Below are 21,577 nucleotides of genomic sequence, written 5' to 3'. Positions count from 1 at the left end.
CCGCACCTGATGATGTGGCACTGCCGTGAAAGTTACGAGCGTTTAGTCAGTGGCTCCAGGGATATTCGTTGAGCTCAGCACGATCATCTGCTGGGTCGCGCGGGTCAACGCAACGTAGAGATCGCCAGGCCCATCAGACATGATAGCCTCGGGCTCAACGACAATCACGGAATCAAACTCAAGACCTTTCGCTTCACGGGCACTGAGTACGGTGACTCGTTTATTCGATGAGGGAGGTAAGAAGTCCGATCCTCTCGGAGTAATGACTGCGAGAGTGCCAAAACCTTCACCGTAGAGGTCATCGAGAAAATCACACTGTTCGCGTACGTGGATATCGAGCGCAGTGCGTAGTTGCTCTGAATCCAGACGGTGGAACGCATAGGCTCCAGGCACACTTCGAGCTGCCCGAACTGGACGCACTCGATAACCAACCGCATCCATCATGTGTTGTGCGCGGTCAAGAATTTCCTTTGGAGTTCGATACGAGACTGTCAGAACTTCTTCGTGCGTGAACTGTGCCATCGAACCAAGTACTTCGGCCCAGCCGCCTGCGGGAGGGCCTGCTGGATACTGATCAAGATCGCCCACAACTGTCATCGACCGTTGCGGGTTGCGCCGTGCCACCATACGCCACTGCATCGGTGAGAGTTCTTGCGCTTCATCGACGACGACGTGACCATAGGTCCACGTTCGATCATTTCCTGCACGCTCTGCTAGTGTCATCCCGCTTGCATCATCAGTGAGATGTTCGACAAGCTTTGCTGAGCTGACGATTCCACCCCCGAGATTCATCGCCTTCATCGTTGACGAAGCGTATTCACCGAGTTCACGTGCTTGAGCTTCTTGCGCGTGGCGAACATGTTTCGCAGCATCGGATTCGAATGTCCCCAAGTGCTCAGCCATTTCGTCCATGATCGCAATATCTGCACTCGTCACGCCAGTTCCTTTTGGCCGCAGGAGGAGAGCTCGCTGAGCATCATTAAATTCCAGGGCGACGTCGGCCAAGTGCTCTGGGAATGCCAATAGACGTTCGAGCAGCTGTTGGGGGGACGATGGAAGCCAGTGCCGGTTAATTTCACGTCGAGCGTCAAGCGATTCTGCCACGTCAGCAAGTAACCATGCATTATCTTCGAAAGTGACCTCTTGAACGTCTGCAAGCTGCCTGGCGAGTTCCTTCACTAGGAATTTTGCATACGTTTCACGTGCTTCATTGTGTGGAAGCTCGGTTGCTCGTGCCTTCGCTTGTGCCTGCGCAACGAGTTTTCGAGTCAGGACAAGTTTGTGAGATCCCACCATGACTGCCACATCAGCACGGGCGGGCTTTTCAAGCATCCGCTTCACTGCTCGTTTTGCGATTGCTGCCCACTCGATGCGTCCCTTGAGTCTTGCCACTGCTTCCGATTCGCTGATACTCGGACGTACGCCAGGAAGAAGATGATCGATGGTTGAGGACACAACGTTGGTCTCACCCAGCGAGGGCAGAACCGCATCAATATATGTCAAAAACGCTTCAGAGGGGCCAATAATCAAGACGCCTGACCGCGCTAGATGTTCACGCTGTGCGTAGAGGAGATAGGCTGCGCGATGGAGTGCGACGGCGGTCTTTCCGGTTCCTGGGCCGCCTTGGACGACCAGGATGCCGCGGGCGTCAGCACGGATAATACGATCCTGCTCAGCTTGGATCGTAGCGACGATATCGCCCATCTTGCCGTCGCGGGCTTTATTCATCGCAGCGAAGAGCGCACCTTCACCAGTGAGGTTGAGCTCGTTCGTTTCTTGCGACGCTAAGAGCTCATCTTCGACCCCTGTCACTGAACGGAAGCGAAGTTGAATATGGCGACGGCGAATAACATTGCCCGGTTCGAGAGCGGTAGCTTGATAGAATGGTTCCGACTGCGGAGCGCGCCAGTCGATAAGAAGAACAGCACCGTCGTCGTCGCGCAAGGTCAGCCTTCCGATGTGGTGAGCCGTGCCATCAGTCAAATCTAGCCGTCCTAAGACAAGCTTGTTTTCAAGGTTTCGAAGACGGATGAGGTTGTCTTCATAATGAGTGGCGAATGAATCGCGCTCGCGGCGTGCCCCTGGCGTGCCACCACCTCCTTGGCGGCGCACGCGAGCCAGTTGCGTCTCATAACGAGAACGCTCCGAATCGAGAGCAGCGTACGCCTGGTCAACAAACTCTTGCTCCTGGCTAATCGCATCCTTTGTGCCCACGTGTCCTCCTCAACATCAAAAACAGGAACATTATTATTCCGGAAAACGTTGCCTGGTGCGAGCGGTTATTCTTGGCGCGTATTTGTGGCGAGGAAGATCATCATCTGTGGTGTGAAAACCACGACCTGAGATCACTCAAGGCGCCCGGGTAGAATGAACCGAGAAGGAGGTCACATGCCCACATACATTCATATTGATCCAAGCCTTGGCAATATCGAGGTTGATACTCTCGTTTTGAATCTTGTGGATCGTTTGGTTGACGCCGGTGAGGTTGCGGCGACGATGGAAGCTGTCATTTCGGATCTCGATTTCGTCGGGATTGCCTCATTCGATTCGGACCCTCTTTATGATTTCCGTGCTCAACGGCCAATTGCCACATATGCTGATGGCCGTTTAGCAGATATCGCATACCCATCGATGGATCTCAAGCTTGTCACTGACGTTCAGGGGCGAACATTCCTTTACATCAGCGGCCAGGAGCCAGATTTCCACTGGCCGGTTTTGGCTCGAGATATCGTCGAAATCGCCACCACCTACAACATTTCACATCTGTACTCATTTGGCGGAATGCCGGCACCTGTCCCGCATACGCGCCCGGCAGATATGGTGGTGCGCTCGACTCAGCCGCGCGAGAATGAAATTCTTCACGCTTACGTCGAGCACTACGCCACACTTGCCGACATGGTAGAAAACGAGGCGGGCAAACGCGGCCTTGCGGCTACCTCTATCCGCACTCGTGTGCCTGCGTACCTCGCGCGTGCAGACCAACCGTTCTTTTCGGCCGCGCTCGCTGTAGCGAAAATGTTGGCGTCGCTTGGCGGCCCAGTGATCCCTGTTGGAGATCTTGAGCAACGTGTGGATGAACAGATGGCATTCCTTGCAGCAGCAGTGGAATCGAACCCAGAACTCGCTGAACTGGTGACAAACCTTGAGGATGAGTACGACAAGCTCCCTGAGGGTGTTGGGTTCGTTCGCAATGACGATCCAACGATCCCGACCTCGGACGAGATCGGTGAAGCAGTGGAACGTTTCTTGGAGATGCGTGAAGAGAAACCACTCGAAGAGGCAGTGAAGAAGTCCAAAGCGAAGAACCCTCCTGTGCGTCGTGGACGCCATTCATGGCGCACGCCGCCGTTGGAAGACACCGCTCACCGCTCCACCGCACACAACGATGACGACACCGAGTCGCCGACGTCGGGGGATACCGTCGAGTAAACGCTCGAATTTCGCCCTGGCACGGGTCACCTGATGCGATGGAATGTTGGGTGATCTATGCGTGAACTTTGCAGTATCCCGCATCGTAAAACCCGCTCGCACCTTCGCCAGATGTGGGGTACAAATGGGGGAACGTTGATCATCTAGCGAAGGGATAACATGAGACGCGGAGCCTTGCGCGTGTGGATGTCGGCGATGGCGATCTATGTCGTGGCAATGGCTGGCCGAACCTCACTTGGTGTGGTCGGTTTGGAGGCGATGGATCGCTTTTCGATGTCAGCCTCCGTGCTCTCGTTGTTTACTGTTGTTCAGCTAGGTGTTTACGCATTAGCTCAGATTCCTGTAGGGATCGCACTGGACCGTTTCGGTACGCGCAGAGTGATGGTGGTCGGAGCCGTTGCGATGGCAATCGGACAAGTGGGGATTGCTTATGTCCCCTCAGTTTCCGCCGCGCTCGCGGTACGCGCACTTATCGGTATGGGGGATGCGACGGCCTTCACAGCAGTGCTTCGCGTGATTCCCGCATGGTTCGCTCCAGTTCACGTTCCGGTCATGACTCAGCTTACGTCAATCTTCGGTCAGCTCGGGCAGGTGATTTCCTCAGTGCCGTTCGCTGCGGCAGTGGCCGTGTGGGGGTGGGGCACAGGGTTCTCTCTCTTGGCCATACTCGGGGTCATTGTTGCTGTGCTGGGATTGATCCTGATTCGAAACACTCCGACCAATTTCTCGGCATTCGCTGAACATGATCGTAAGCGCCTGGCATCAGTGACAAGCTCTGTGGAAGTGAGCTCCTCGGCGCCGGGTATATGGGAAACGTTGCGCAATCCAGGAACGTTACTGGGATTCTGGGTACATTTTGTTGCCTGCTTCCCGCCAATGGCATTCCTCCTTCTATGGGGAGTGCCCTTCTTTCAGGTACATGATGCAATGCCTAAAGCGCAGGCTAGTGCGATGTTGATCATCAACACTCTTTTCGGCATCATCCTGGGTCCCATTATTGGCCGTCTTGTCGCTGCCCACCCATTACGACGTTCGTGGATTGTCTATGGAACGAGTGCAATATCGGCGTCGGCGTTCGCAGTCGTTCTCCTGCTCCCTGCGCCGACACCCCTTGTTGGGAGTGTATTCTTGCTTTTCTCCACGGCATTGAGCGGCGTCGCGTCAAATGTCGCCTTCGACTTTGCGCGAACAAGTGTGGATCCCAGGAGACTTGGCACTGCCAATGGGTTGATTAACATGGGCGGTTTTGTTTCCGGCCTGAGCGCAGCGTTGATCATCGGTTTTGTCCTCGATCTTGTCTCTCCTCGCGGCGTCTACACTGCGCGCAGTTACTCGATTGCGATGGCGTCACAGTTCGTATTACTCCTCGCACTTGGAGCAGTCGAATACTACAAGCGCAAAGTGCGTCATGATCGAGAAGCGAACGGCGGGCCGAAAGTGCCTCCGCTTAGTGATGTGATCCACCGCTACCAAGAACGTTGGGATCGGCGTCGGCAGGCACACATCACTGCTCGTCGAATGGCCAGCCGACGGCGGCGTCGGTGAGTGGCGAAGCGCTACGGGCGGCTTTCTCGAGTGCGGTCTGTCCGACGACGGTGGTCGGCAACGATAACCGGCGAACATGTCGGTCGATCTGCGCTGTATTAATCGGTGAGTCAGATGCGACGAGTACCACGTTTCCGCGACGTTTCCCTCGGGCAATCGCTGGGTCAGTAATGGCGATGAGGTGGGAAAAGCTTTCAAGAACAGCAGCTGACTCTTGATAGACATCGCTGAGCGATCCGCCGGCAGTGTTCAACAAATATAATCCACCTTGGGCTAAGAGGCGCGATGCTGCTGCATGTGCCTCCACGGTCGCCAGCTGCATGGGTACGCGAGCACGATAGAATGCATCGCGAACAATCACATGCCACGATCCCTTATTCGTGTCGAGAGTGCGACGTGCATCTTCGCTGCGAATCCGCAATCGGGGAGAGGACGGCAAATCGAACCACTGTCGTGCGAGCGTTGCGAGTTGCGGATCAATTTCGATTGCGAGCTGGCGCGAATTCTTGCGCTCAGCGTCCAGTGCTCGAGCGAATGCACAGCCAGCTCCGCCCAGGTGAAGAACACGAAGAGGGGCGCCAGTGTCAAAGGTTGCGTCAATCGCAATTCGCATCTGTTGCATATACTCGAACTCGAGATGAGTTGGATCGTGAAGGTCCAGTGCTGACGATTCGGCATCGTCGATGTAGAGCGTGACGATATCCGTGCCAGGCACAGGCTCAACTCGTAGTCGGGACATGTCTGTGGTTGCGGTGATCGTATCCATGGCGGTGATTGTATCGGAGGTGAGAATGTCACGGGCACCGAGGTCAGCTGCGGCGAAGCGTAGCTGGGGGAGTGACGACTCGCAGACCAATATCATGCATGTGGATATGGACGCCTTTTTCGTGTCTGTTGAACTGCTCGAGCGTCCTGAGTTGCGCGGATTGCCAGTCGCCGTCGGCGGTGAGAGTCGTGGCGTTATTTCAGCGGCATCGTACGAGGCGCGGCGCTTCGGCGTGAACTCTGCGATGCCAGTGGCACGTGCCAAACGCATCTGCCCTGAGCTGATGATCATTCCACCCGACCATCACAAATACTCCGCGATCTCGAAGCGGATCATGTCACTTCTAGCTGACATCACTCCGACAGTGGAGCAACTATCAGTCGATGAGGCTTTTCTTGACGTCGGTGGTGCGCGCAAGGCAGTGGGAACCCCCGTAGAGATCGGCCGACGTCTGCGCGCTCGTATTCGTGACACCGTCGGCGTCCCTGCCTCGGTTGGAATCGCAACCACAAAGCATGTGGCGAAAATAGCTTCTGCACATGCCAAACCCGACGGCTTGCTCCTCATCCCAGCAGATTCCACTCTCGATTTTCTCCACTCATTGCCAGTGGGCGCCTTGTGGGGTGTCGGTGAGAAAACGCGCGAAAAACTCGAATACTACGGCATCCATTCAGTTCGTGAACTGGCAGCCCTCGGCGAGAATCGGCTTGTTCGCATGATTGGAGCAAGCGCTGGGCACTCGCTCTATGCGCTCGCGATGGGGATTGATCCTCGCCCGGTCATTGCCCAACGCGAAGAGAAATCGATGGGGAAGGAGCGCACTTTCTTCGATCTGTGTGACCCACATGACGCACCCAACGTACTCCTCGAGCAGTCGCATTCTGTCGCGCGTCGTCTGCGAGAGGCCGGGGTGCGTGCATGGACCGTCGGAATCAAAGTACGCTACGCCGATTTCACCACGATCTCTCGCTCGGTGACCTTCGGTGCCCCAACAGATATCGGCGCGGAGATTTTTCGTGCGGCGACGCACCTCTTCGCACAGATCCCGGCGCGTGGGGGTCTGAGGCTCCTGGGGGTGAGAGCCGAGAATCTTGACGACGGCGAGGCAGGTATCCAGCTGCGAATCGACGACGACGGGCGTGGTCGGCGCGTTGAGAGTGCGGTTGACGAAGTGCTGAAGAAATTCGGTTCGTCGGCAGCTTCGAGCGCATCCCTGATCAAGAATACTCACGGTGGGGTGCCGTGATACCGAATTTTTCGGTACTGTTAGGGACGACGCTAGGAGGAACATGGCACTGTCTGATCGTGAGCGTGAAATGCTCGAAGAGCTCGAAGCTCAACTTAAGGGCGAAGATCCGAAGTTTGCAGATGCACTTCGCTCGAACACCCGAAGTATTCCAACTCGTATGACTTTCTCACCGCGCCATCTGGTGTTGGGCATCATCATTGCCGCACTTGGACTCGGCGTTGTGGTACTTGGTGTGTCTTTAGAAATCACTCTTGTCGGTGTGGCAGGTGCGATCGTCGTTTTCGCCGGTTTGTGGTATTTGTCCACCGGCGCACGCCAGGTTCCCGTCTCCGGCGGAGCGCAAAAGCCCAAGCAGCGCGCGACATCTTTTATGGAAGCGCAGGCTGAACAGTGGCGTAAGCGACGTGAGGAGGGTGGACGCTAGTCCTCCACTTTCCTCCACCGGAATTTTCTTTCGGCTTTTATGGCTCAGAGGTCTCACCTCTGAGCCATATTTTATGCCGGTAAATGTGGCGAAATGTTCATTTTCCCTCCACCCGATTTTTCCCTGGTATTAAGCGAATAATTCATGTGCGACACGCGCCATACATGTTGATTGTGGGGCAAAGTGGGGTAAGGTGGAGGGAAGTTGAGGAAGGGGGTGAAGCATGTTCCTTGGAACCTATGAGCCGAGGCTCGATGTCAAGGGCAGGCTGATCCTCCCTGCCAAGTTTCGCGATCAACTTGCCTCTGGCTTGGTGATTACCCGAGGCCAAGAGCACTGTCTGTACGTCTATCCCGTGGCGGAATTCGAAGATGTGCTCGCTCGACTTCAGCAAGCCCCGCTCACCTCGAAGGAAGCGCGTTCCTATACGCGTATCTTTCTTTCGGGTGCGGACGATCAGATCCCTGATAAACAAGGACGCATCACTATCCCCGCAGCGCTTCGCTCCTATGCGAGTCTCGATCGGGAGCTGTCAGTGATCGGCTCTGGTTCTCATCTTGAGATCTGGGATACGGCGGCATGGAACGCGTACTTGACAGACAACGAATCTGACTTCGCAAACCGCGAAGACGAACTCATCCCTGGAGTTTTCTAAATTTCGTTCCTCCCCGGTGTCCTGCGGTTATTCCCCGACTTCAGGGCACCGGGAGGAAGCGATTAATTGGTGACAGAAAGAAAGGAACGGCACATGGCTGACGCAGATGGCAACGCACTTCACGTGCCAGTCCTTCTCGAAACCTGTGTGGCTCTGCTTGCACCCGCTTTGACAGATGGAGCATTGCTCATTGATTGCACCTTGGGTATGGGAGGCCATACCGAGGCTTTCTTAGCTCGATTCCCGAAGATCCGTGTGGCGGGTATTGATCGCGATCAACAAGCGATCACGTTGGCATCGGATCGCTTGTCACGTTTTGGGGAACGCTTTATTCCAGTTCATGCAACCTATGATGCCGTAGCAGACGTGGCGCGGAAGTACGGTGTGGATGGCCGCGCTGACGCCATCTTGATGGATCTGGGTGTCTCATCGCTTCAACTTGATGAAGTTGAGCGAGGCTTCTCCTATGCTCATGATGCTCCACTCGACATGAGAATGGACAACACGATGCCTTGGACTGCGGCAGATATTCTCGCAACAGCGTCGGCTGGGGAGATTGCTCGTATCCTTCACCGTTACGGCGAAGAAAAGTTCGCCAAGAAGATTGCCATGCGCATTGTCCGAGAACGTGACAATGCTCCGATCACGCGCACCGGACAGTTAGTAGAGATCGTTCGCGAGTCGATTCCAGCAGCTGCACGTCGAACTGGTGGAAACCCAGCCAAGCGTACGTTCCAAGCATTGCGTGTGGCGGTTAACGATGAACTCGGTGTTCTTGAAGCGGCGGTTCCAGCAGCGATCGATGCGCTCCGTGTGGGAGGGCGCCTCGCTGTGGAGTCGTATCAGAGTCTCGAAGATCGCATCGTGAAAGATGCGATGCGTCGTGGTCTCGTGTCTTCAACACCTCCAGGTCTTCCGGTTGAACTCGAGGACCATAAACCATTTCTTGTCTCGCTTACACGAGGCGCAATCAAAGCCGATGCCGAGGAAATCGAACGCAACCCGCGTAGCGCCTCCGTCAGACTTCGTGCAGTTGAAAGGACTGCGCCCACGCCCGAGCACATCAAACTTACGACCTCAGGAGTAGCTCAATGACTGCACTTGCTAAGGCACGTCCCGCGCGCCAAGTTTCCCCAGTAATTTCGGCTCCTGGACTTTCTGTCGTCCCCACACCAGCCACGGCACGTGGGTTCTTTGGCACAGTCGTGCTGTGTGCTGCAATTTTTCTCGGTGCGATGGGTATCGCATTCCAGCTCAACACACTCATGGTTCAGGGCGCGTACGATTTAAAGAACATTAATGTTCAGATCAACGAGGCGGATGCGAAGGCAGCCACCTTAGAGAAGGAAGTAATTTCAGTTTCTGCGCCTGCCAACCTTGAACAAGCAGCAAAGAAATTGGGAATGGCCCCGGCAACGGCGTCGAAGTTCCTAGATCCGAACACCGGAAAGATTGCTGAGTTCGCTCAAAAGAAGTAGGGGAGCTGATGGGGAAGCTGCACGTGATCACCGACAGCCTTCGGCGGCGAATTGCAGGAACCGAATCGTTTAAGTCTCCGGAAGAGCAAGTCACCTACACTCGATTCCGTCGGATCGTTGCCATCGCCATGGTGGCATTATTGATTCTCGCTTCACGTTTGTTTTATCTGCAAGTGTTTGTTGCGAACGATCTGGCATCAACAGCTCGAGAGTTTCGCACCCGCTCCTATACTCAGGAAGCTAAGCGCGGCGATATTTTGGACGCTCACGGAGCAGTTCTCGCGACATCGATCGAGCGATATAACGTTCGAGTGAACCAGCCAGAAATTGCTACGTACACCAAATACAGCGACGCCGGTGAAATGATCGGCACCGGAGCAGCTCTTGCAGCGAAGGAGCTAGCTCCCATCCTCGACATGGATCGTGCGGAACTCGGTGGCATCCTCATCGGCGGTCAGAAGAAGACTCAGTGGGGGCTTGTCGCATCAGACATCTCGCCTGAAAAATGGCGCGAAATCAATGCGTTAGGTATCCGTGGAATTTATCCGGAACGCTTTATGCAACGCTCCTATCCCAACGGCAACATTGCAGGAACAGTCCTTGGATACGTGGGGCAAACAGATAAGTCCACGGAAGTCGTTGGACGAGCGGGAATCGAACAGTGGGCGAACTCAACGCTTTCAGGAAAATCTGGGCAACTCACGATTGAAGTCGGTCCAGCAGGAACCGTTTTTCCTCAAGGGACAAATAAAGAGGTGCCGGCGGTCGATGGGGGTGACGTGAAACTGACGATTGATCGTGACCTGCAAAAAGTTGCCCAGGAAGCAATCCAAGAATCTGTTGATCGTTTTGGAGCAAAATGGGGGGCCGCAGTCGCAGTCGAAATTGGCACTGGCCGAGTGATCGCTCTGGCTGACTCTCATGAGCCAGACCCGGGTAATCTGGCTGCCGCAGATCCGTCTCATCTGAATTCACGCGCAGTCTCCGCCGTCGTTGAACCGGGGTCCACTGGCAAGGTCATGACCTTCGCATCGGCAATTGATCAGAAGACCGTCAACCCTCTCTCCGCATTCCTCGTCTCATCGAACCGACGTATGCCGAACGGTGAGTTGATCCATGACAACGATCCTCATCCGACGCAGATGATGACTACCGCAGGTATTTTGGCGCTGTCGTATAACTCAGGCTTGGTTCAGATTGGCGATACGCTTGATGACAAGGTTCGCTACGACTATATGACGAAGTTTGGCCTTGGTTCTCCTACCGGCATCGAATTACCGGGTGAGTCGAAGGGCATTTTGCGTCACTACAAATCGTGGGGAAACCGCGAGCATTACACCACCATGTTTGGTCAAGGCTGGGCCGCTACCCCGATGCAACTTGCGCAGATGGTCTCCATTATCGGCAATGGTGGGGTCAAGGTTCCCCTTCATCTTGTCGAGGGAACCTATGATCGGGAGGGGAAATTCACCCCGAAGCCCGTCGGAAAATCGATGCAGGTGATCTCGAAGGAATCGGCTGCCACGATGGTCGCGATGATGCAGGCTGTTACGCAACCGGGATCAACGGCACCGCTTGCTCGTGTCGATGGCTACAACGTTGCTGGAAAGACTGGAACTGCACAGGTTCCGGATGCGAATGGCAAGCTCACCCAACGTGTTGGATCTTTCGTTGGCCTTATCCCTGCTGAGAAACCTCAAATTGCCGTTGCGGTTGCTGTCTCAAACCAACCGCCGCCTGGCTATGGCGGTGAGGTTGCCGCTCCTGTTTTTTCGAAGATCGCAAGTTTTGCCATGCGACAGCGTCAAGTACCACCCTCGACACAACCGCTGAAGAAGTTCCCCTGGACGAAAGCTGAAATGCATGTTGCGAAGTGACCATACACCGTCGATTTTGTTAAGTGATCTTGCGAAATTAGTTGGCGCTTCTTCACCCGATCTACACATCACAGGTGCGGTGATGGATAACCGGGCTGTGCGCAGCGGGGATCTCTTCATTGCGATGCCTGGCGAGCGTGTTCATGCCGCGCGCTTCGCATCCGACGCAGTCGATGCTGGAGCTGTCGCCGTCGTGACAGATGCTGAAGGCGCGCAGATTGCGGGAGATCTCAGTGTTCCAGTGATTGTGGTTCCTGACGTCGCGGCAATTGCCGGGACGCTCGCTGCAGCAGCGTACGGTATGCCGGCAAGGCACCTGCGCTCGTTTGCCGTCACCGGTACGAACGGGAAGACAACCACAACTTTCATGATCGATTCGATTCTGAGCAAACTGGGCGCGACGACGGGACTGATCGGAACGGTTGAGCTTCGGCTCGCGGGGCAGACTTTTCCTGCTCGCATGACCACGCCGCAACCTGATGAGCTTCAAGCCACGCTTGAAGTTCTGCGTGAGCGCGGTGGAACGGACCTCGTCATGGAGGTGTCTTCTCACGCTCTTGCTCAGGGACGTACACGCCCCATTTGTTTCACTGTTGCTGGTTTTACCAACCTGACTCAGGATCATTTGGATTTTCATGAGACATTTGAAGATTATTTCGCGGCGAAAAAGGCCCTTTTCGATACTGCAAACTCCTCGCGCTGTGTCATCACAGTTGATGACAAGTATGGACAGCGCCTTTTTGATGAAGTGAGTAGGGAACGAGACGGCGTCGTTGCGCTTTCGCTACATGGCAATGCTGCACCAGGTGGGTGGAATGTCAGTGAGATTATCGAGGCTGAACATGGGCACTCATTTACACTCACTGATCCAACCGGCCGCCATATGCGCACCTCAGTGACGCTTCCCGCAATATTCAATGTGGCCAATGCTGCTCTGGCAATTGCAATGGTTGTGGAAAGCGGCGTGTCATTTGACGAACTTTGTGCCGTTGTCGCCGACGGAATTTCTCCTATCGTCCCCGGGCGGATGGAGGTCGTCGCACGCCAGCCACGGGTCGTAGTGGATTTTGCCCACAATGAAGATGCTCTCGCCAAGGCAATGGATGGGCTGGGAACCGTGGATGGGCGACTCATCGTCGTCACCGGATCAGCGGGAGATCGCGATAAAGGGAAACGCCCAGCGATGGCGCGCGTTGTCTCCGAACGTGCCGATCTGACGGTGATTACAGACGATGATCCCCACTATGAAGATCCTGGGGCTATTCGACGCGATCTGATCTCCGGGATCGTCGAGGGAGCGCAGTGGCGTGAGATTGCGGATCGCCGCGAGGCGATTCGGTGGGCGATAGACTACGCTGGTCCAGCTGATACGGTGTTATTAGCTGGTCGTGGGCATGAGACTACTCAAAACTATGGAGACTTTTTTATCGATATCGATGACCGCGAGGTTGCACGAACCTGCGTGAAGGAGAAAAACGAGCAATGATCCAGATGACTCTTGCACAAGTGGCGCGCGCGGTCGGCTCGCATCACGAGTCGGATGTGGCTGTGACAGGCGTGTCCACCGATAATCGCACGGTTAAGGAAGGTGACATCTTCGTCGCCATTCAAGGGGATCGCGTGAACGGCAATGATTTTGCCGGCCAGGCTCTCGCTGCAGGAGCAGTTGGCGTTGTGACGTCGGATGCCGACGCCGCGGTTGCTAGCGGTGCCGACCCTTCAGCTGTCATTGGGGTCACCGACGTCATCAGCGCATTGGGTGACTTAGCTCGGGAGAACTTGCGTTTGCTACGTGAATGTGGACGCCGCGATTTCAAGGTTGTTGCCGTCACCGGTTCGGTTGGAAAAACGACGACGAAGGATCTGCTCGCAGCAATGTGTACACACCGCGGCCCAGTCGTCGCACCTCCGGGGTCGTTCAACAACGAACTTGGAATGCCGTTGACTGTTCTGCGTGCTGACACTGAAACGGCGACACTTGTGTGTGAAATGGGAGCCGATCACATCGGCAACATCGAATATTTGACGTCGATCGCTCCGCCGGATGTCGCAATCGTGCTCATCGTGGCCCGAGCCCACTTGGGCGAGTTTGGCGGGATTGAGAATGTCGCCAAAGCTAAGAGTGAACTTGTCACCGGAACGGCACCAGGTGGCGTCGTTGTGCTCAATGCTGACGACCCACGCGTGGCTGCCATGGCTCAACTTGCCCACACTCCCGTTGTGACATTTTCGAAAGCTGGTCATGGCGACGTCATGGCCAGCGACATTGAAGTTGGAGCGGACTCGCGTGCCACATTCACTCTCAGTGCCGGTGAGGAACATGCTCGAGTGAGCTTACGTTTGGTTGGCGCTCACCATGTGGCAAATGCTCTCGCCGCAGCAAGTGGTGCGCTTCAGCTTGACGTACCGTTTGATCAGATCGTTGACGTACTCAACTCCACTGGTCCAGCCAGTGCCCATCGCATGGACGTGTTCGAGGCTGATTCCATGACCATCATTGATGACTCCTACAATGCCAATCCTGATTCAATGCGGTCTGGCCTCGACACATTGGTACAGATCGGTGCAGGTAAACGAACCGTTGCAGTTTTGGGCTCGATGCTTGAGCTTGGACAGATGAGCGAAAGTGAGCATCGGAATCTTGGAGCCTACGTCGCTCAACGCAATATCGACGTCGTCGTCGGAGTCGGAGAGGAAATGGCACCGTTGGTTGACGAACTTCACACCCGCGGGCGTACCGCTATGCTCACTGACGCGGCGAGTGCAGGGAGTGTACTTTCCACGATCCTGAGTCCGGGTGACGTAGTCTTACTCAAGGGTTCAAACGGATCCCGTGTGTGGACTATTGCCGATGCGTACAAGGGGAAGTAACAGATGGTTTCGATTTTGATTGCGGTTGCATTCTCCCTGGTCGTGACCTTGTTCGGCACGCCCGCCTTCATCCGCTTTCTCCATAAACGCCAGTACGGTCAGTTCATTCGCGACGACGGTCCAACATCGCATCAAGTCAAGCGCGGCACCCCGACGATGGGTGGCCTTGTATTCATTGTGGCCGCAGTCCTGGGCTACTTTGTGGCCAATCTTCTCACTGGGCGTGCTCCGCGCGCCTCGGGTTACCTTCTTGTTTTCCTTACAGTGGGAATGGGCCTGGTAGGTTTCGCCGACGATTTCACTAAAGTTTCGCGCGAGCGCTCTTTGGGGCTGACGCCAATGAAGAAGATTGCTGGTCAGGGCCTCGTTGGCATTATTTTTACGGTGCTTGCTTTGCAATTCCACGACCACTTGGGACGAACCCCCGGTTCCACTGCGATTTCGATTGTGCGTGCTACTCCGCTGAACCTGGCGTTCGCTGGTGTCACCCTTGGGGTCATCCTGTTCGTTATTTGGGGAAATTTTCTCATAACAGCTTGGTCTAACGGCGTGAACCTGACTGACGGTCTTGACGGCCTTGCCACAGGTGCCTCAATTATTGCTTTCACCGCATACTCTGTGGTGTCAATCTGGCAGTCCTACCAAGCGTGCCACGCAGTTCTCGGGGCGGCACCCGGTTGCTACTCCGTTCGTGATCCGCGTGATATTGCGATTTTCACGGCAGCTCTTGTGGGCGCCCTGCTTGGTTTTTTATGGCACAACACTTCTCCGGCTCAGATCTTTATGGGTGATACAGGATCGCTTGCTTTGGGTGCAGCTTTTGCCGGTGTATCGATTCTGACCCAAACGCAGATCCTTGCTGTTGTTCTGGGCGGACTTTTCGTCGTCATCGTTTTCTCTGACGTTATCCAGGTGGGAATGTTTAAGGCGACTGGCCGACGAGTGTTCCGTATGGCTCCGTTGCATCACCATTTTGAGCTCAAAGGCTGGAAAGAGGTCACGATCGTGGTCCGCTTCTGGCTGATTCAGATTTTGTTTGTTGCAGCAGGATTGGGCCTGTTTTACACAGAATGGTTGGCAAAGCAATGATCCCCACCGCGCCAGATTTTGCGCACAAGCGCATTGGCATCCTTGGCCTTGGTAAATCAGGAAAAGCCGCTTTTGAGGCGCTGCGCGCTCATACGCAGGCGCAGTTGTCGGTATGGGACTCGCGAAGCGAAGCCGTTGAGATGTTCGACGCCGAGGGTGGTTCGGATCCCGACGGCGAAGCTCTGGTTGCTGCCTTGCTTGACTGGCACCCCGACGTCGTTGTTATCGCGCCGGCATTCCGACAAAGCGGGCCGGAATGGGCAGCGCTTCGTGCCAGTGCAGTACCCGTCTGGTCAGAAATCGAGCTTGCCTGGCGTTTGCGTGCGCAACGTCCAGATGGAACATTTGCTCCGTGGCTCGCTATTACCGGCACAAACGGAAAAACAACGACGACCACAATGCTTGAGTCGATTCTCCAACACGGCGGACTGCGCGGAGTCGCTGTAGGCAACGTTGGCAATCCGGCTGTCACCGCTGTCAGCGACGAATCTGCAGATGCTCCAGATGCCTTCGCATTCGAGCTGTCGTCATTCCAGCTAGCAGCAACGTCGTCGATGTCGCCAACAGCGTCGGTATGTCTGAATATCGACGATGATCACCTTGAATGGCACAACACTCGTCGCGAATACCATGATGCGAAGGCCAATGTTTACAATCGCGCCCAAGTCGCTTGCCTATATCCTGTCGGCGACGCCGAGGTACAAGAAATGCTTGACGACGCCGACGTCGTCGATGGTGCGCGAGCGGTTGGACTGACGCTCGCAGTGCCGTCTGTCGGACAGATTGGGCTAGTTGACGACGTCGTCGTTGATCGTGCCTTCACTCCTCAGCGCTACACTCACGCAGCTGAGATTTTCACTGTCGCTGATATTGAACATCTCGCACCTGAAGGCAGCGATCTGCCGGTACACATGATGAAGGATGCAATGGCGGCCGCTGGTCTTGCACTCGCCATTGGGATTTCTCCGGAGAATATCCGGCGCGGCTTACGGTCGTATCAGCCCGGTCACCACCGCATCGAACTGGTTGCCACGATTGACGGTGTTCGATACGTCGATGATTCAAAGGCGACGAACGCTCATGCGGCTCGCGCTTCTCTTCGCGCCCAAAATGACGGATCAGTGATCTGGATTGTGGGTGGCCAGGCTAAAGGCGCACATTTTGCCCCGCTTGTCGTCTCTGTCCGCAACAAGCTAGCGGGAGTCGTCGTCATTGGCACTGACCAACAGCCGTGGAAAGAAGCGCTCGCAGGGAGTGAGCTTCCGATCCACTACGTCAATCCTAATTCGTCAACACCGATGGATGACGCTGTGGCGTGGGCTTACGAACGGGCAACCGCTGGTCAGACGGTTCTGATGGCTCCAGCGTCGGCGTCGATGGACCAGTTCGCGTCCTACGCTGATCGTGGCGAAAAGTTTCGCGAGGCGGTTGAGAAGGTTCGCTCATGAATAGTTCCTTGACCATGCGCGATCGGCGGATTCGCGACATCATGTCTCAATCGCTCACTGTGATGATGGCCGCGACCGCTGTCCTCGTTGCAATCGGTGTGTTTATGGTGTTTTCAGCTACCGCACCTTCGTCAATCCGTAGTCTTGATGCGGACCCGACGGGGAAACTCTTCGCAATTGCCATTAAGCAAGCGGCCTTTGCAGCAGGAGGAGTAGCCGTTGGCCTGTTGATTGCCAAGTTCATTCCTGCTCAACTCATTAAAGTGACAGCGAACGGCATTTTTGGTGGTGCTCTTGCGCTTCAGGCGATGGTTTTTGTACTTGGTTCGCATTCTGTTGGAGGAAATACAAACTGGCTGCGCGTTGGTCCGGTTTCTCTCCAACCTTCGGAGTTTCTCAAAGCTGCGTTGATCATTTGGCTCGCCGTTGAGCTTTCGCAGCGCACAGTCAAAGAAATGGCCGATTGGCACAACTTCCGTCGTCCCATCCTCGGCTTTGGACTCGCCATCGGATTGGTCCTTTTCGGCGGTGACGTCGGTACAGGTTTGATCTTTATTTTGATTGCAGTGGGACTGGCATTTGTGGCTGGTATCGCGCTCAAAGTATTTATTGTCCCTGCGATTTTAGGTGGGCTTCTCGTCGGAGTGATGGTGGCGTTTCGTCCCTCGCGTATGAACCGAATCGCCGACTTTCTGGCAAATTTTTGGAATCTCCCCGATATCCACGAACCTACTCAGGCGGACTATGCGCTCTTCGCGTTCGGCTCTGGGGGCGTGTCCGGTGTGGGTATCGGCGCTGGAAAAGAAAAATGGCGCGATCTCGCTGAAGCCCATACTGACTTCATTTTTGCTGTTGTTGGAGAGGAACTGGGTTTCCTCGGATGCGTGACGATCATTGCGCTGTTCGTGGCCCTGGGGTGGGCTCTCATGCGCATCTGTTTGTTCCATCCGGATCGATACGCTCAATTCGTTGCAGGTGGGACTGCGCTGTGGCTCATTGGCCAGGCAATTGCCAATATGTTCGTTGTGAGCGGCTTGTTGCCAGTTTTCGGGGTTCCGTTGCCCTTCGTCTCGATGGGCGGTTCTTCTATGATTGCTTCGCTTGTCATGCTCGGCATTGTGGCAGGTACGGTTCTGACCGTTCCGGGAGTGCGCCAATCGCTGCGTATCAATCCTCGACTGGCGTCAAAGGCAACATCTGTGCTGAGGAGGAATCGATGACATCCTATGTTCTTGCTGGCGGTGGGACTGCTGGCCATGTCAATCCGTTGATTGCCACTGCAAAGGCAATCCTCGAAGAAGATCCTGACGCCCACATTTGCGCTGTCGGCACTCCAGGGGGACTGGAAGAAGAGCTGGTCCCACGCGCAGGTTTTGACCTTGAGCTGATCGAACGGGCTCCGTTCCCTCGTCGCCCTGGCATGGCAATGTTGATGTTCCCGCAGAAGTTCCTCCGTGCGGTTGATTCAGCAACCCATCTCCTGCGCTCTCGCCGTGCCAACGTCGTCATCGGTTTTGGAGGCTATGCCTCAACTCCGATCTACCTCGCTGCGAGAAAACTTGGAATTCCTATCGTTGTCCACGAAGGGAACGCTTCCCCAGGACTGGCAAACAAACTCGGCGCTCGCTTCGCCGACGTCGTCGCGCTCACGTTCGATTCAACCCCGTTGGCTGCCCGACGCGGCGAAACGATCACTGTGGGTTTGCCGCTGCGACAGGCAATCCAAGATCTTGCCGAATCTGATCGCACCGAAGCCCGAGCGCTGGCTGCAGCGAAGTTTGGCTTGGACCCAAGGCGCGAGATCCTTCTCATCACAGGTGGCTCACTTGGAGCCGCTCACCTTAATGAGGTTGCGGGCGAATCGTTGAGCGCGATCCGTGAACGTGGTTTCCAAGTCCTCCATATCACTGGCAAAGGAAAAGCAGACGCAGTCCGTCAGGCAGTTGGTTGCGAGGATGATTACGTTGTTCTTGAATATCTCAACGACATGCAGGACGCATACGCGGTTGCTGACCTTGCCCTGACACGTTCGGGGGCGGGGATGGTGGCAGAACTTTCAGCTCTGAACATTCCTGCGATTTTTGTTCCACTTCCCATCGGCAATGGCGAACAAGAGAAGAATGCAGCGGATGTCGTCAGCGCTGGGGGAGCAGAACTTGTGCGTGATCGCGATTTTCATCATGAACGCTTTGCCCAACTTCTGACACAGCTCGATGCGCAACGTCTTGCGCAGATGAGAGACTCACTCGATGGGGTATCACCAATGGATGCAGCTGCAGCGCTGGGCCAGATTGCGATGGGAGTAACGAAGTGAAATTTCATTTGATTGGTATCGGCGGCGCTGGGATGAGTGTTGTCGGTGAGCTGTTGTTGGCTCAAGGTGTGCAGGTCTCCGGGTCAGATCGCAGTGAGTCAGATAATACCCGCACACTCGAAGCAGCCGGTGCGAGGGTCTTTATTGGCCACGACGCAGCGAACGTTGATCCTGATGCCGTTCTTGTGGTGTCCTCAGCGATCAAGGATTCGAATCCAGAACTCGCTGTGGCACGATCACGTGGACAGCAAGTACTGCATCGTAGCCAGGCACTCGCATTGGCTGCGGGTGATCGTGATTTCATTGCGGTGGCGGGAGCTCATGGCAAGACGACGACGTCGGGGATGCTGGCGAGCGCTCTGGCAGAACTGGGGTGCGATCCGTCGCGTGCTGTCGGATCGACGCTTGCCGGAGGCGAGCCAGGCGGATACCTCGGTACGGGGTCGATGCTCGTGGCAGAGGCTGATGAGTCTGACGGCTCATTCTTGAACTATTCGCCGCGGGTAGCGATTGTGACGAACGTTGAGCCAGATCACTTGGATCACTACGGCACTCAAGAAGCATTTGAAGAGGCCTTTGCTGAGTTTGCTCGCAAGATTGTTCCTGGCGGATTGCTTGTTGCGTGCGCTGACAACGATGGCTCATCGCGGCTTGCTCAGGCAGCGCAGATGGACGGAATTCGGGTGGTGACCTACGGCCGCGCGCAGGGGGCGGAGAACCACGTGAAGGTCATTGACATCGAGACTCCCGATGGAATGGCTAGCGGTGTCTTCGAATACGCAGGAAAGAGCTTTCCAGTGTCATTGGCAGTCGCTGGTGCGCACAATCTTCTCAATGCTGCCGCTGCATGGGCAGCGGGCGTCGAACTTGGCATCGAGCCTGGAGCAATGGCACAGGCACTCGGAGCTTTCCACGGCACTGGGCGGCGTTTTGAACTGCGCGGTGAGGTTAACGGGATCCGTGTGGTTGACGACTACGCCCACCATCCGACCGAAGTGGAGGCCACACTCGCCACTGCTCGCACAGTAACGGATGGACGTGTCCTCGTTCTCTTCCAACCACACCTATATTCACGTACACGCAACTTTGCTGCTCGTTTTGCTGAAGCACTTAGCCACGCAGACTCCGTCGTCGTAACGGCTGTCTATGCTGCGCGCGAGGTCCCCGACGACGGCGACGAAGCAGATGTCATCGTGCGTCATCTTCCTTCGGCCCGGTTTGTTCCGGGCATGATTGACGCTGCTCACGTCATTTCATCTCAAGCGCGTGCCGGCGACCTTATCCTGACGATGGGTGCTGGCTCGGTCACCACGATGGGGAACGTGATCCTCGCCGATTTGGAGCAGCGATGAGACCGCCGTCGAGGCCGAAAAAGCCTCGTGCCCTTGAACAGAAAACTACAGGTGAACGCTCCCACCAGGAAGTGGTGTCACCGAGCGTTACACGACGTCCGCGTGAGGAATCACCCTCACGTGTTGAGCCGCCGACAGAGAGCCAGCCACCTACGGTTGTGAAATCCAAACCTCGGCGGTTGTCCCTGCGCCGGTTCAAAGGAGCTATTGAGCACCTGCGCCATCCGAGTGGCGACGAGTTATCGCTCAGGAGGGCGGAACGACGTCGTGAGCGACAGCGTTCCTTTGCACGGCGTCTTGGTATCTGGATCAGTGTGCTGGTCATCGCGTCTCTGATCGTGTGGACGGTCTTCGGATCCTCTCTGCTGCGCTACCGTTACAGCGCTTCCGATGTCACGATCGTCGGGACGCCCGGTGCTTTAACCAAGGCGAAGATCGAGAAGGCTGCGCGCTCGCTTGAGGGAACATTGCTTGTGACGATGGATATTGATGCCATAGAGAAACAACTCATGGACGACATTCCCGAAGCTTCCAGTATCACTATTGATCGCCAATTCCCGCGAACGCTAGCGATTTCAGCGCGAGCTGCGCGCCCGGTGGCATGTATTGGAAACGCCGAAAACTGCACAGCAGTGACTGAAAAGGGGCGCACAATGGAAGCGGATGCGAAGATGAAGAGTGGGCTGCCCATTCTCAAAGCGCCCGGATCATCTCAGAAGGCTCAAGCCAATACTCGACTAGGGATTTCGGTGCTTGCTGCTTTGCCTCCCAAGCTTCTTGGACAAGTCAAAGGGATCGATATCAGTGAAGCTGGTCTGATTTCCATGGAACTTAACGGCTCGAAGAAAGTCTATTGGGGCGATGTCTCAGAAAACGCCCTCAAGGGAAAAATTGTGATGTCTTTGATCCACACAGGTGCGTCACAGATTGATGTGTCGTCGCCGTCGTCACCGGTGACGAAGTAGAGCCGATCAATTTCGTAACACGCCCGGTATGTCGTTGCGAGGAGACAATTTGGCCTCTATCTTTTGCGCGAGATTGGACAAGAAATCCTTCAAGTTGTACTTGAAGTTTCGAAAG

General features: G+C 55.5%; 18 protein-coding genes. 16 read left to right on the top strand and 2 right to left on the bottom strand.

Going from position 1 to position 21,577, the window contains the following annotated elements; genetic code table 11:
• Nucleotides 1-42: 42 nt before the first annotated feature.
• Nucleotides 43-2,214: a HelD family protein gene (locus P7079_RS05260; protein WP_278012243.1), complete on the bottom strand. Its 2,172-nt coding sequence runs from the start codon at nt 2,212-2,214 to the stop codon at nt 43-45.
• Between the two features lie 174 nt (nt 2,215-2,388).
• Here P7079_RS05260 and P7079_RS05255 point away from each other — a divergent pair, with 174 nt between their 5' ends.
• Entirely contained in the window at nt 2,389-3,429 is a 1,041-nt protein-coding gene (locus P7079_RS05255; RefSeq protein ID WP_278012242.1) for a PAC2 family protein, read from the top strand.
• A gap of 159 nt (nt 3,430-3,588) precedes the next feature.
• Nucleotides 3,589-4,974: an MFS transporter gene (locus P7079_RS05250; RefSeq protein WP_278012241.1), complete on the top strand. Its 1,386-nt coding sequence runs from the start codon at nt 3,589-3,591 to the stop codon at nt 4,972-4,974.
• Here the strand turns inward: P7079_RS05250 and P7079_RS05245 are convergent.
• A complete protein-coding gene (locus P7079_RS05245; RefSeq protein WP_278012240.1) occupies nt 4,934-5,740 on the bottom strand; it encodes a spermidine synthase in 807 nt (268 codons plus the stop codon). The two genes, P7079_RS05250 and P7079_RS05245, sit on opposite strands and share 41 nt — an antisense overlap.
• 25 nt (nt 5,741-5,765) lie before the next feature.
• Between P7079_RS05245 and dinB the strand changes: the two genes are divergently transcribed.
• From dinB to P7079_RS05175, 14 genes are all read left to right on the top strand, one after another.
• Entirely contained in the window at nt 5,766-6,986 is a 1,221-nt protein-coding gene (gene dinB / locus P7079_RS05240) for a DNA polymerase IV (RefSeq protein WP_278012239.1), read from the top strand.
• Between the two features lie 43 nt (nt 6,987-7,029).
• Complete coding sequence (locus tag P7079_RS05235) at nt 7,030-7,413, top strand: DUF3040 domain-containing protein (RefSeq protein ID WP_278012238.1); 384 nt, start codon at nt 7,030-7,032, stop codon at nt 7,411-7,413.
• A gap of 223 nt (nt 7,414-7,636) precedes the next feature.
• Entirely contained in the window at nt 7,637-8,068 is a 432-nt protein-coding gene (mraZ, locus tag P7079_RS05230; protein WP_278012237.1) for a division/cell wall cluster transcriptional repressor MraZ, read from the top strand.
• 93 nt (nt 8,069-8,161) lie between these two features.
• The gene (rsmH, locus tag P7079_RS05225) at nt 8,162-9,163 is read left to right on the top strand and encodes a 16S rRNA (cytosine(1402)-N(4))-methyltransferase RsmH (protein WP_278012236.1); all 1,002 of its coding nucleotides are present in this window, start codon (nt 8,162-8,164) and stop codon (nt 9,161-9,163) included.
• On the top strand, nt 9,160-9,546 hold the full coding sequence (gene ftsL / locus P7079_RS05220) for a cell division protein FtsL (RefSeq protein WP_278012235.1): 387 nt from the start codon (nt 9,160-9,162) through the stop codon (nt 9,544-9,546). Before rsmH ends, ftsL begins: the two co-directional genes overlap by 4 nt.
• An 8-nt stretch (nt 9,547-9,554) precedes the next feature.
• Nucleotides 9,555-11,423: a peptidoglycan D,D-transpeptidase FtsI family protein gene (locus P7079_RS05215; RefSeq protein ID WP_278012234.1), complete on the top strand. Its 1,869-nt coding sequence runs from the start codon at nt 9,555-9,557 to the stop codon at nt 11,421-11,423.
• Nucleotides 11,424-11,505: 82 nt separating this feature from the next.
• The gene (locus tag P7079_RS05210; protein ID WP_278012233.1) at nt 11,506-12,909 is read left to right on the top strand and encodes a UDP-N-acetylmuramoyl-L-alanyl-D-glutamate--2,6-diaminopimelate ligase; all 1,404 of its coding nucleotides are present in this window, start codon (nt 11,506-11,508) and stop codon (nt 12,907-12,909) included.
• Nucleotides 12,906-14,294 (top strand): UDP-N-acetylmuramoyl-tripeptide--D-alanyl-D-alanine ligase, encoded by a 1,389-nt coding sequence (locus tag P7079_RS05205; protein ID WP_278012232.1) that lies wholly within the window; start codon nt 12,906-12,908, stop codon nt 14,292-14,294. Before P7079_RS05210 ends, P7079_RS05205 begins: the two co-directional genes overlap by 4 nt.
• Before the next feature lie 3 nt (nt 14,295-14,297).
• Complete coding sequence (gene mraY, locus P7079_RS05200) at nt 14,298-15,383, top strand: phospho-N-acetylmuramoyl-pentapeptide-transferase (protein WP_278012231.1); 1,086 nt, start codon at nt 14,298-14,300, stop codon at nt 15,381-15,383.
• On the top strand, nt 15,380-16,831 hold the full coding sequence (gene murD, locus P7079_RS05195) for a UDP-N-acetylmuramoyl-L-alanine--D-glutamate ligase (RefSeq protein WP_278012230.1): 1,452 nt from the start codon (nt 15,380-15,382) through the stop codon (nt 16,829-16,831). The genes mraY and murD overlap by 4 nt, the downstream gene beginning before the upstream one ends.
• Nucleotides 16,828-18,051, top strand: a complete 1,224-nt coding sequence (locus P7079_RS05190; protein ID WP_278012229.1) for an FtsW/RodA/SpoVE family cell cycle protein — start codon at nt 16,828-16,830, stop codon at nt 18,049-18,051. Before murD ends, P7079_RS05190 begins: the two co-directional genes overlap by 4 nt.
• Complete coding sequence (locus P7079_RS05185; RefSeq protein ID WP_278012228.1) at nt 18,048-19,145, top strand: UDP-N-acetylglucosamine--N-acetylmuramyl-(pentapeptide) pyrophosphoryl-undecaprenol N-acetylglucosamine transferase; 1,098 nt, start codon at nt 18,048-18,050, stop codon at nt 19,143-19,145. The genes P7079_RS05190 and P7079_RS05185 overlap by 4 nt, the downstream gene beginning before the upstream one ends.
• 32 nt (nt 19,146-19,177) lie before the next feature.
• On the top strand, nt 19,178-20,497 hold the full coding sequence (gene murC, locus P7079_RS05180) for a UDP-N-acetylmuramate--L-alanine ligase (protein WP_278013611.1): 1,320 nt from the start codon (nt 19,178-19,180) through the stop codon (nt 20,495-20,497).
• Between the two features lie 158 nt (nt 20,498-20,655).
• Entirely contained in the window at nt 20,656-21,462 is an 807-nt protein-coding gene (locus tag P7079_RS05175; RefSeq protein WP_278012227.1) for a cell division protein FtsQ/DivIB, read from the top strand.
• Nucleotides 21,463-21,577 lie beyond the last annotated feature (115 nt).

Source organism: Arcanobacterium canis, from assembly GCF_029625435.1.
Taxonomy (GTDB): domain Bacteria; phylum Actinomycetota; class Actinomycetes; order Actinomycetales; family Actinomycetaceae; genus Arcanobacterium; species Arcanobacterium canis.
This window is presented reverse-complemented; position numbering and strand designations above follow the sequence as displayed.

Bases quoted from the DNA above. Each gene is read 5' to 3' on its own strand.
- P7079_RS05255 (WP_278012242.1), top strand. From the start codon at position 2,389: ATGCCCACATACATTCATATTGATCCAAGCCTTGGCAATATCGAGGTT.
- P7079_RS05250 (WP_278012241.1), top strand. From the start codon at position 3,589: ATGAGACGCGGAGCCTTGCGCGTGTGGATGTCGGCGATGGCGATCTAT.
- P7079_RS05245 (WP_278012240.1), bottom strand. From the start codon at position 5,740: ATGGATACGATCACCGCAACCACAGACATGTCCCGACTACGAGTTGAG.
- dinB (WP_278012239.1), top strand. From the start codon at position 5,766: ATGTCACGGGCACCGAGGTCAGCTGCGGCGAAGCGTAGCTGGGGGAGT.
- P7079_RS05235 (WP_278012238.1), top strand. From the start codon at position 7,030: ATGGCACTGTCTGATCGTGAGCGTGAAATGCTCGAAGAGCTCGAAGCT.
- mraZ (WP_278012237.1), top strand. From the start codon at position 7,637: ATGTTCCTTGGAACCTATGAGCCGAGGCTCGATGTCAAGGGCAGGCTG.
- rsmH (WP_278012236.1), top strand. From the start codon at position 8,162: ATGGCTGACGCAGATGGCAACGCACTTCACGTGCCAGTCCTTCTCGAA.
- ftsL (WP_278012235.1), top strand. From the start codon at position 9,160: ATGACTGCACTTGCTAAGGCACGTCCCGCGCGCCAAGTTTCCCCAGTA.
- P7079_RS05215 (WP_278012234.1), top strand. From the start codon at position 9,555: ATGGGGAAGCTGCACGTGATCACCGACAGCCTTCGGCGGCGAATTGCA.
- P7079_RS05210 (WP_278012233.1), top strand. From the start codon at position 11,506: ATGGATAACCGGGCTGTGCGCAGCGGGGATCTCTTCATTGCGATGCCT.
- P7079_RS05205 (WP_278012232.1), top strand. From the start codon at position 12,906: ATGATCCAGATGACTCTTGCACAAGTGGCGCGCGCGGTCGGCTCGCAT.
- mraY (WP_278012231.1), top strand. From the start codon at position 14,298: ATGGTTTCGATTTTGATTGCGGTTGCATTCTCCCTGGTCGTGACCTTG.
- murD (WP_278012230.1), top strand. From the start codon at position 15,380: ATGATCCCCACCGCGCCAGATTTTGCGCACAAGCGCATTGGCATCCTT.
- P7079_RS05190 (WP_278012229.1), top strand. From the start codon at position 16,828: ATGAATAGTTCCTTGACCATGCGCGATCGGCGGATTCGCGACATCATG.
- P7079_RS05185 (WP_278012228.1), top strand. From the start codon at position 18,048: ATGACATCCTATGTTCTTGCTGGCGGTGGGACTGCTGGCCATGTCAAT.
- murC (WP_278013611.1), top strand. From the start codon at position 19,178: ATGAGTGTTGTCGGTGAGCTGTTGTTGGCTCAAGGTGTGCAGGTCTCC.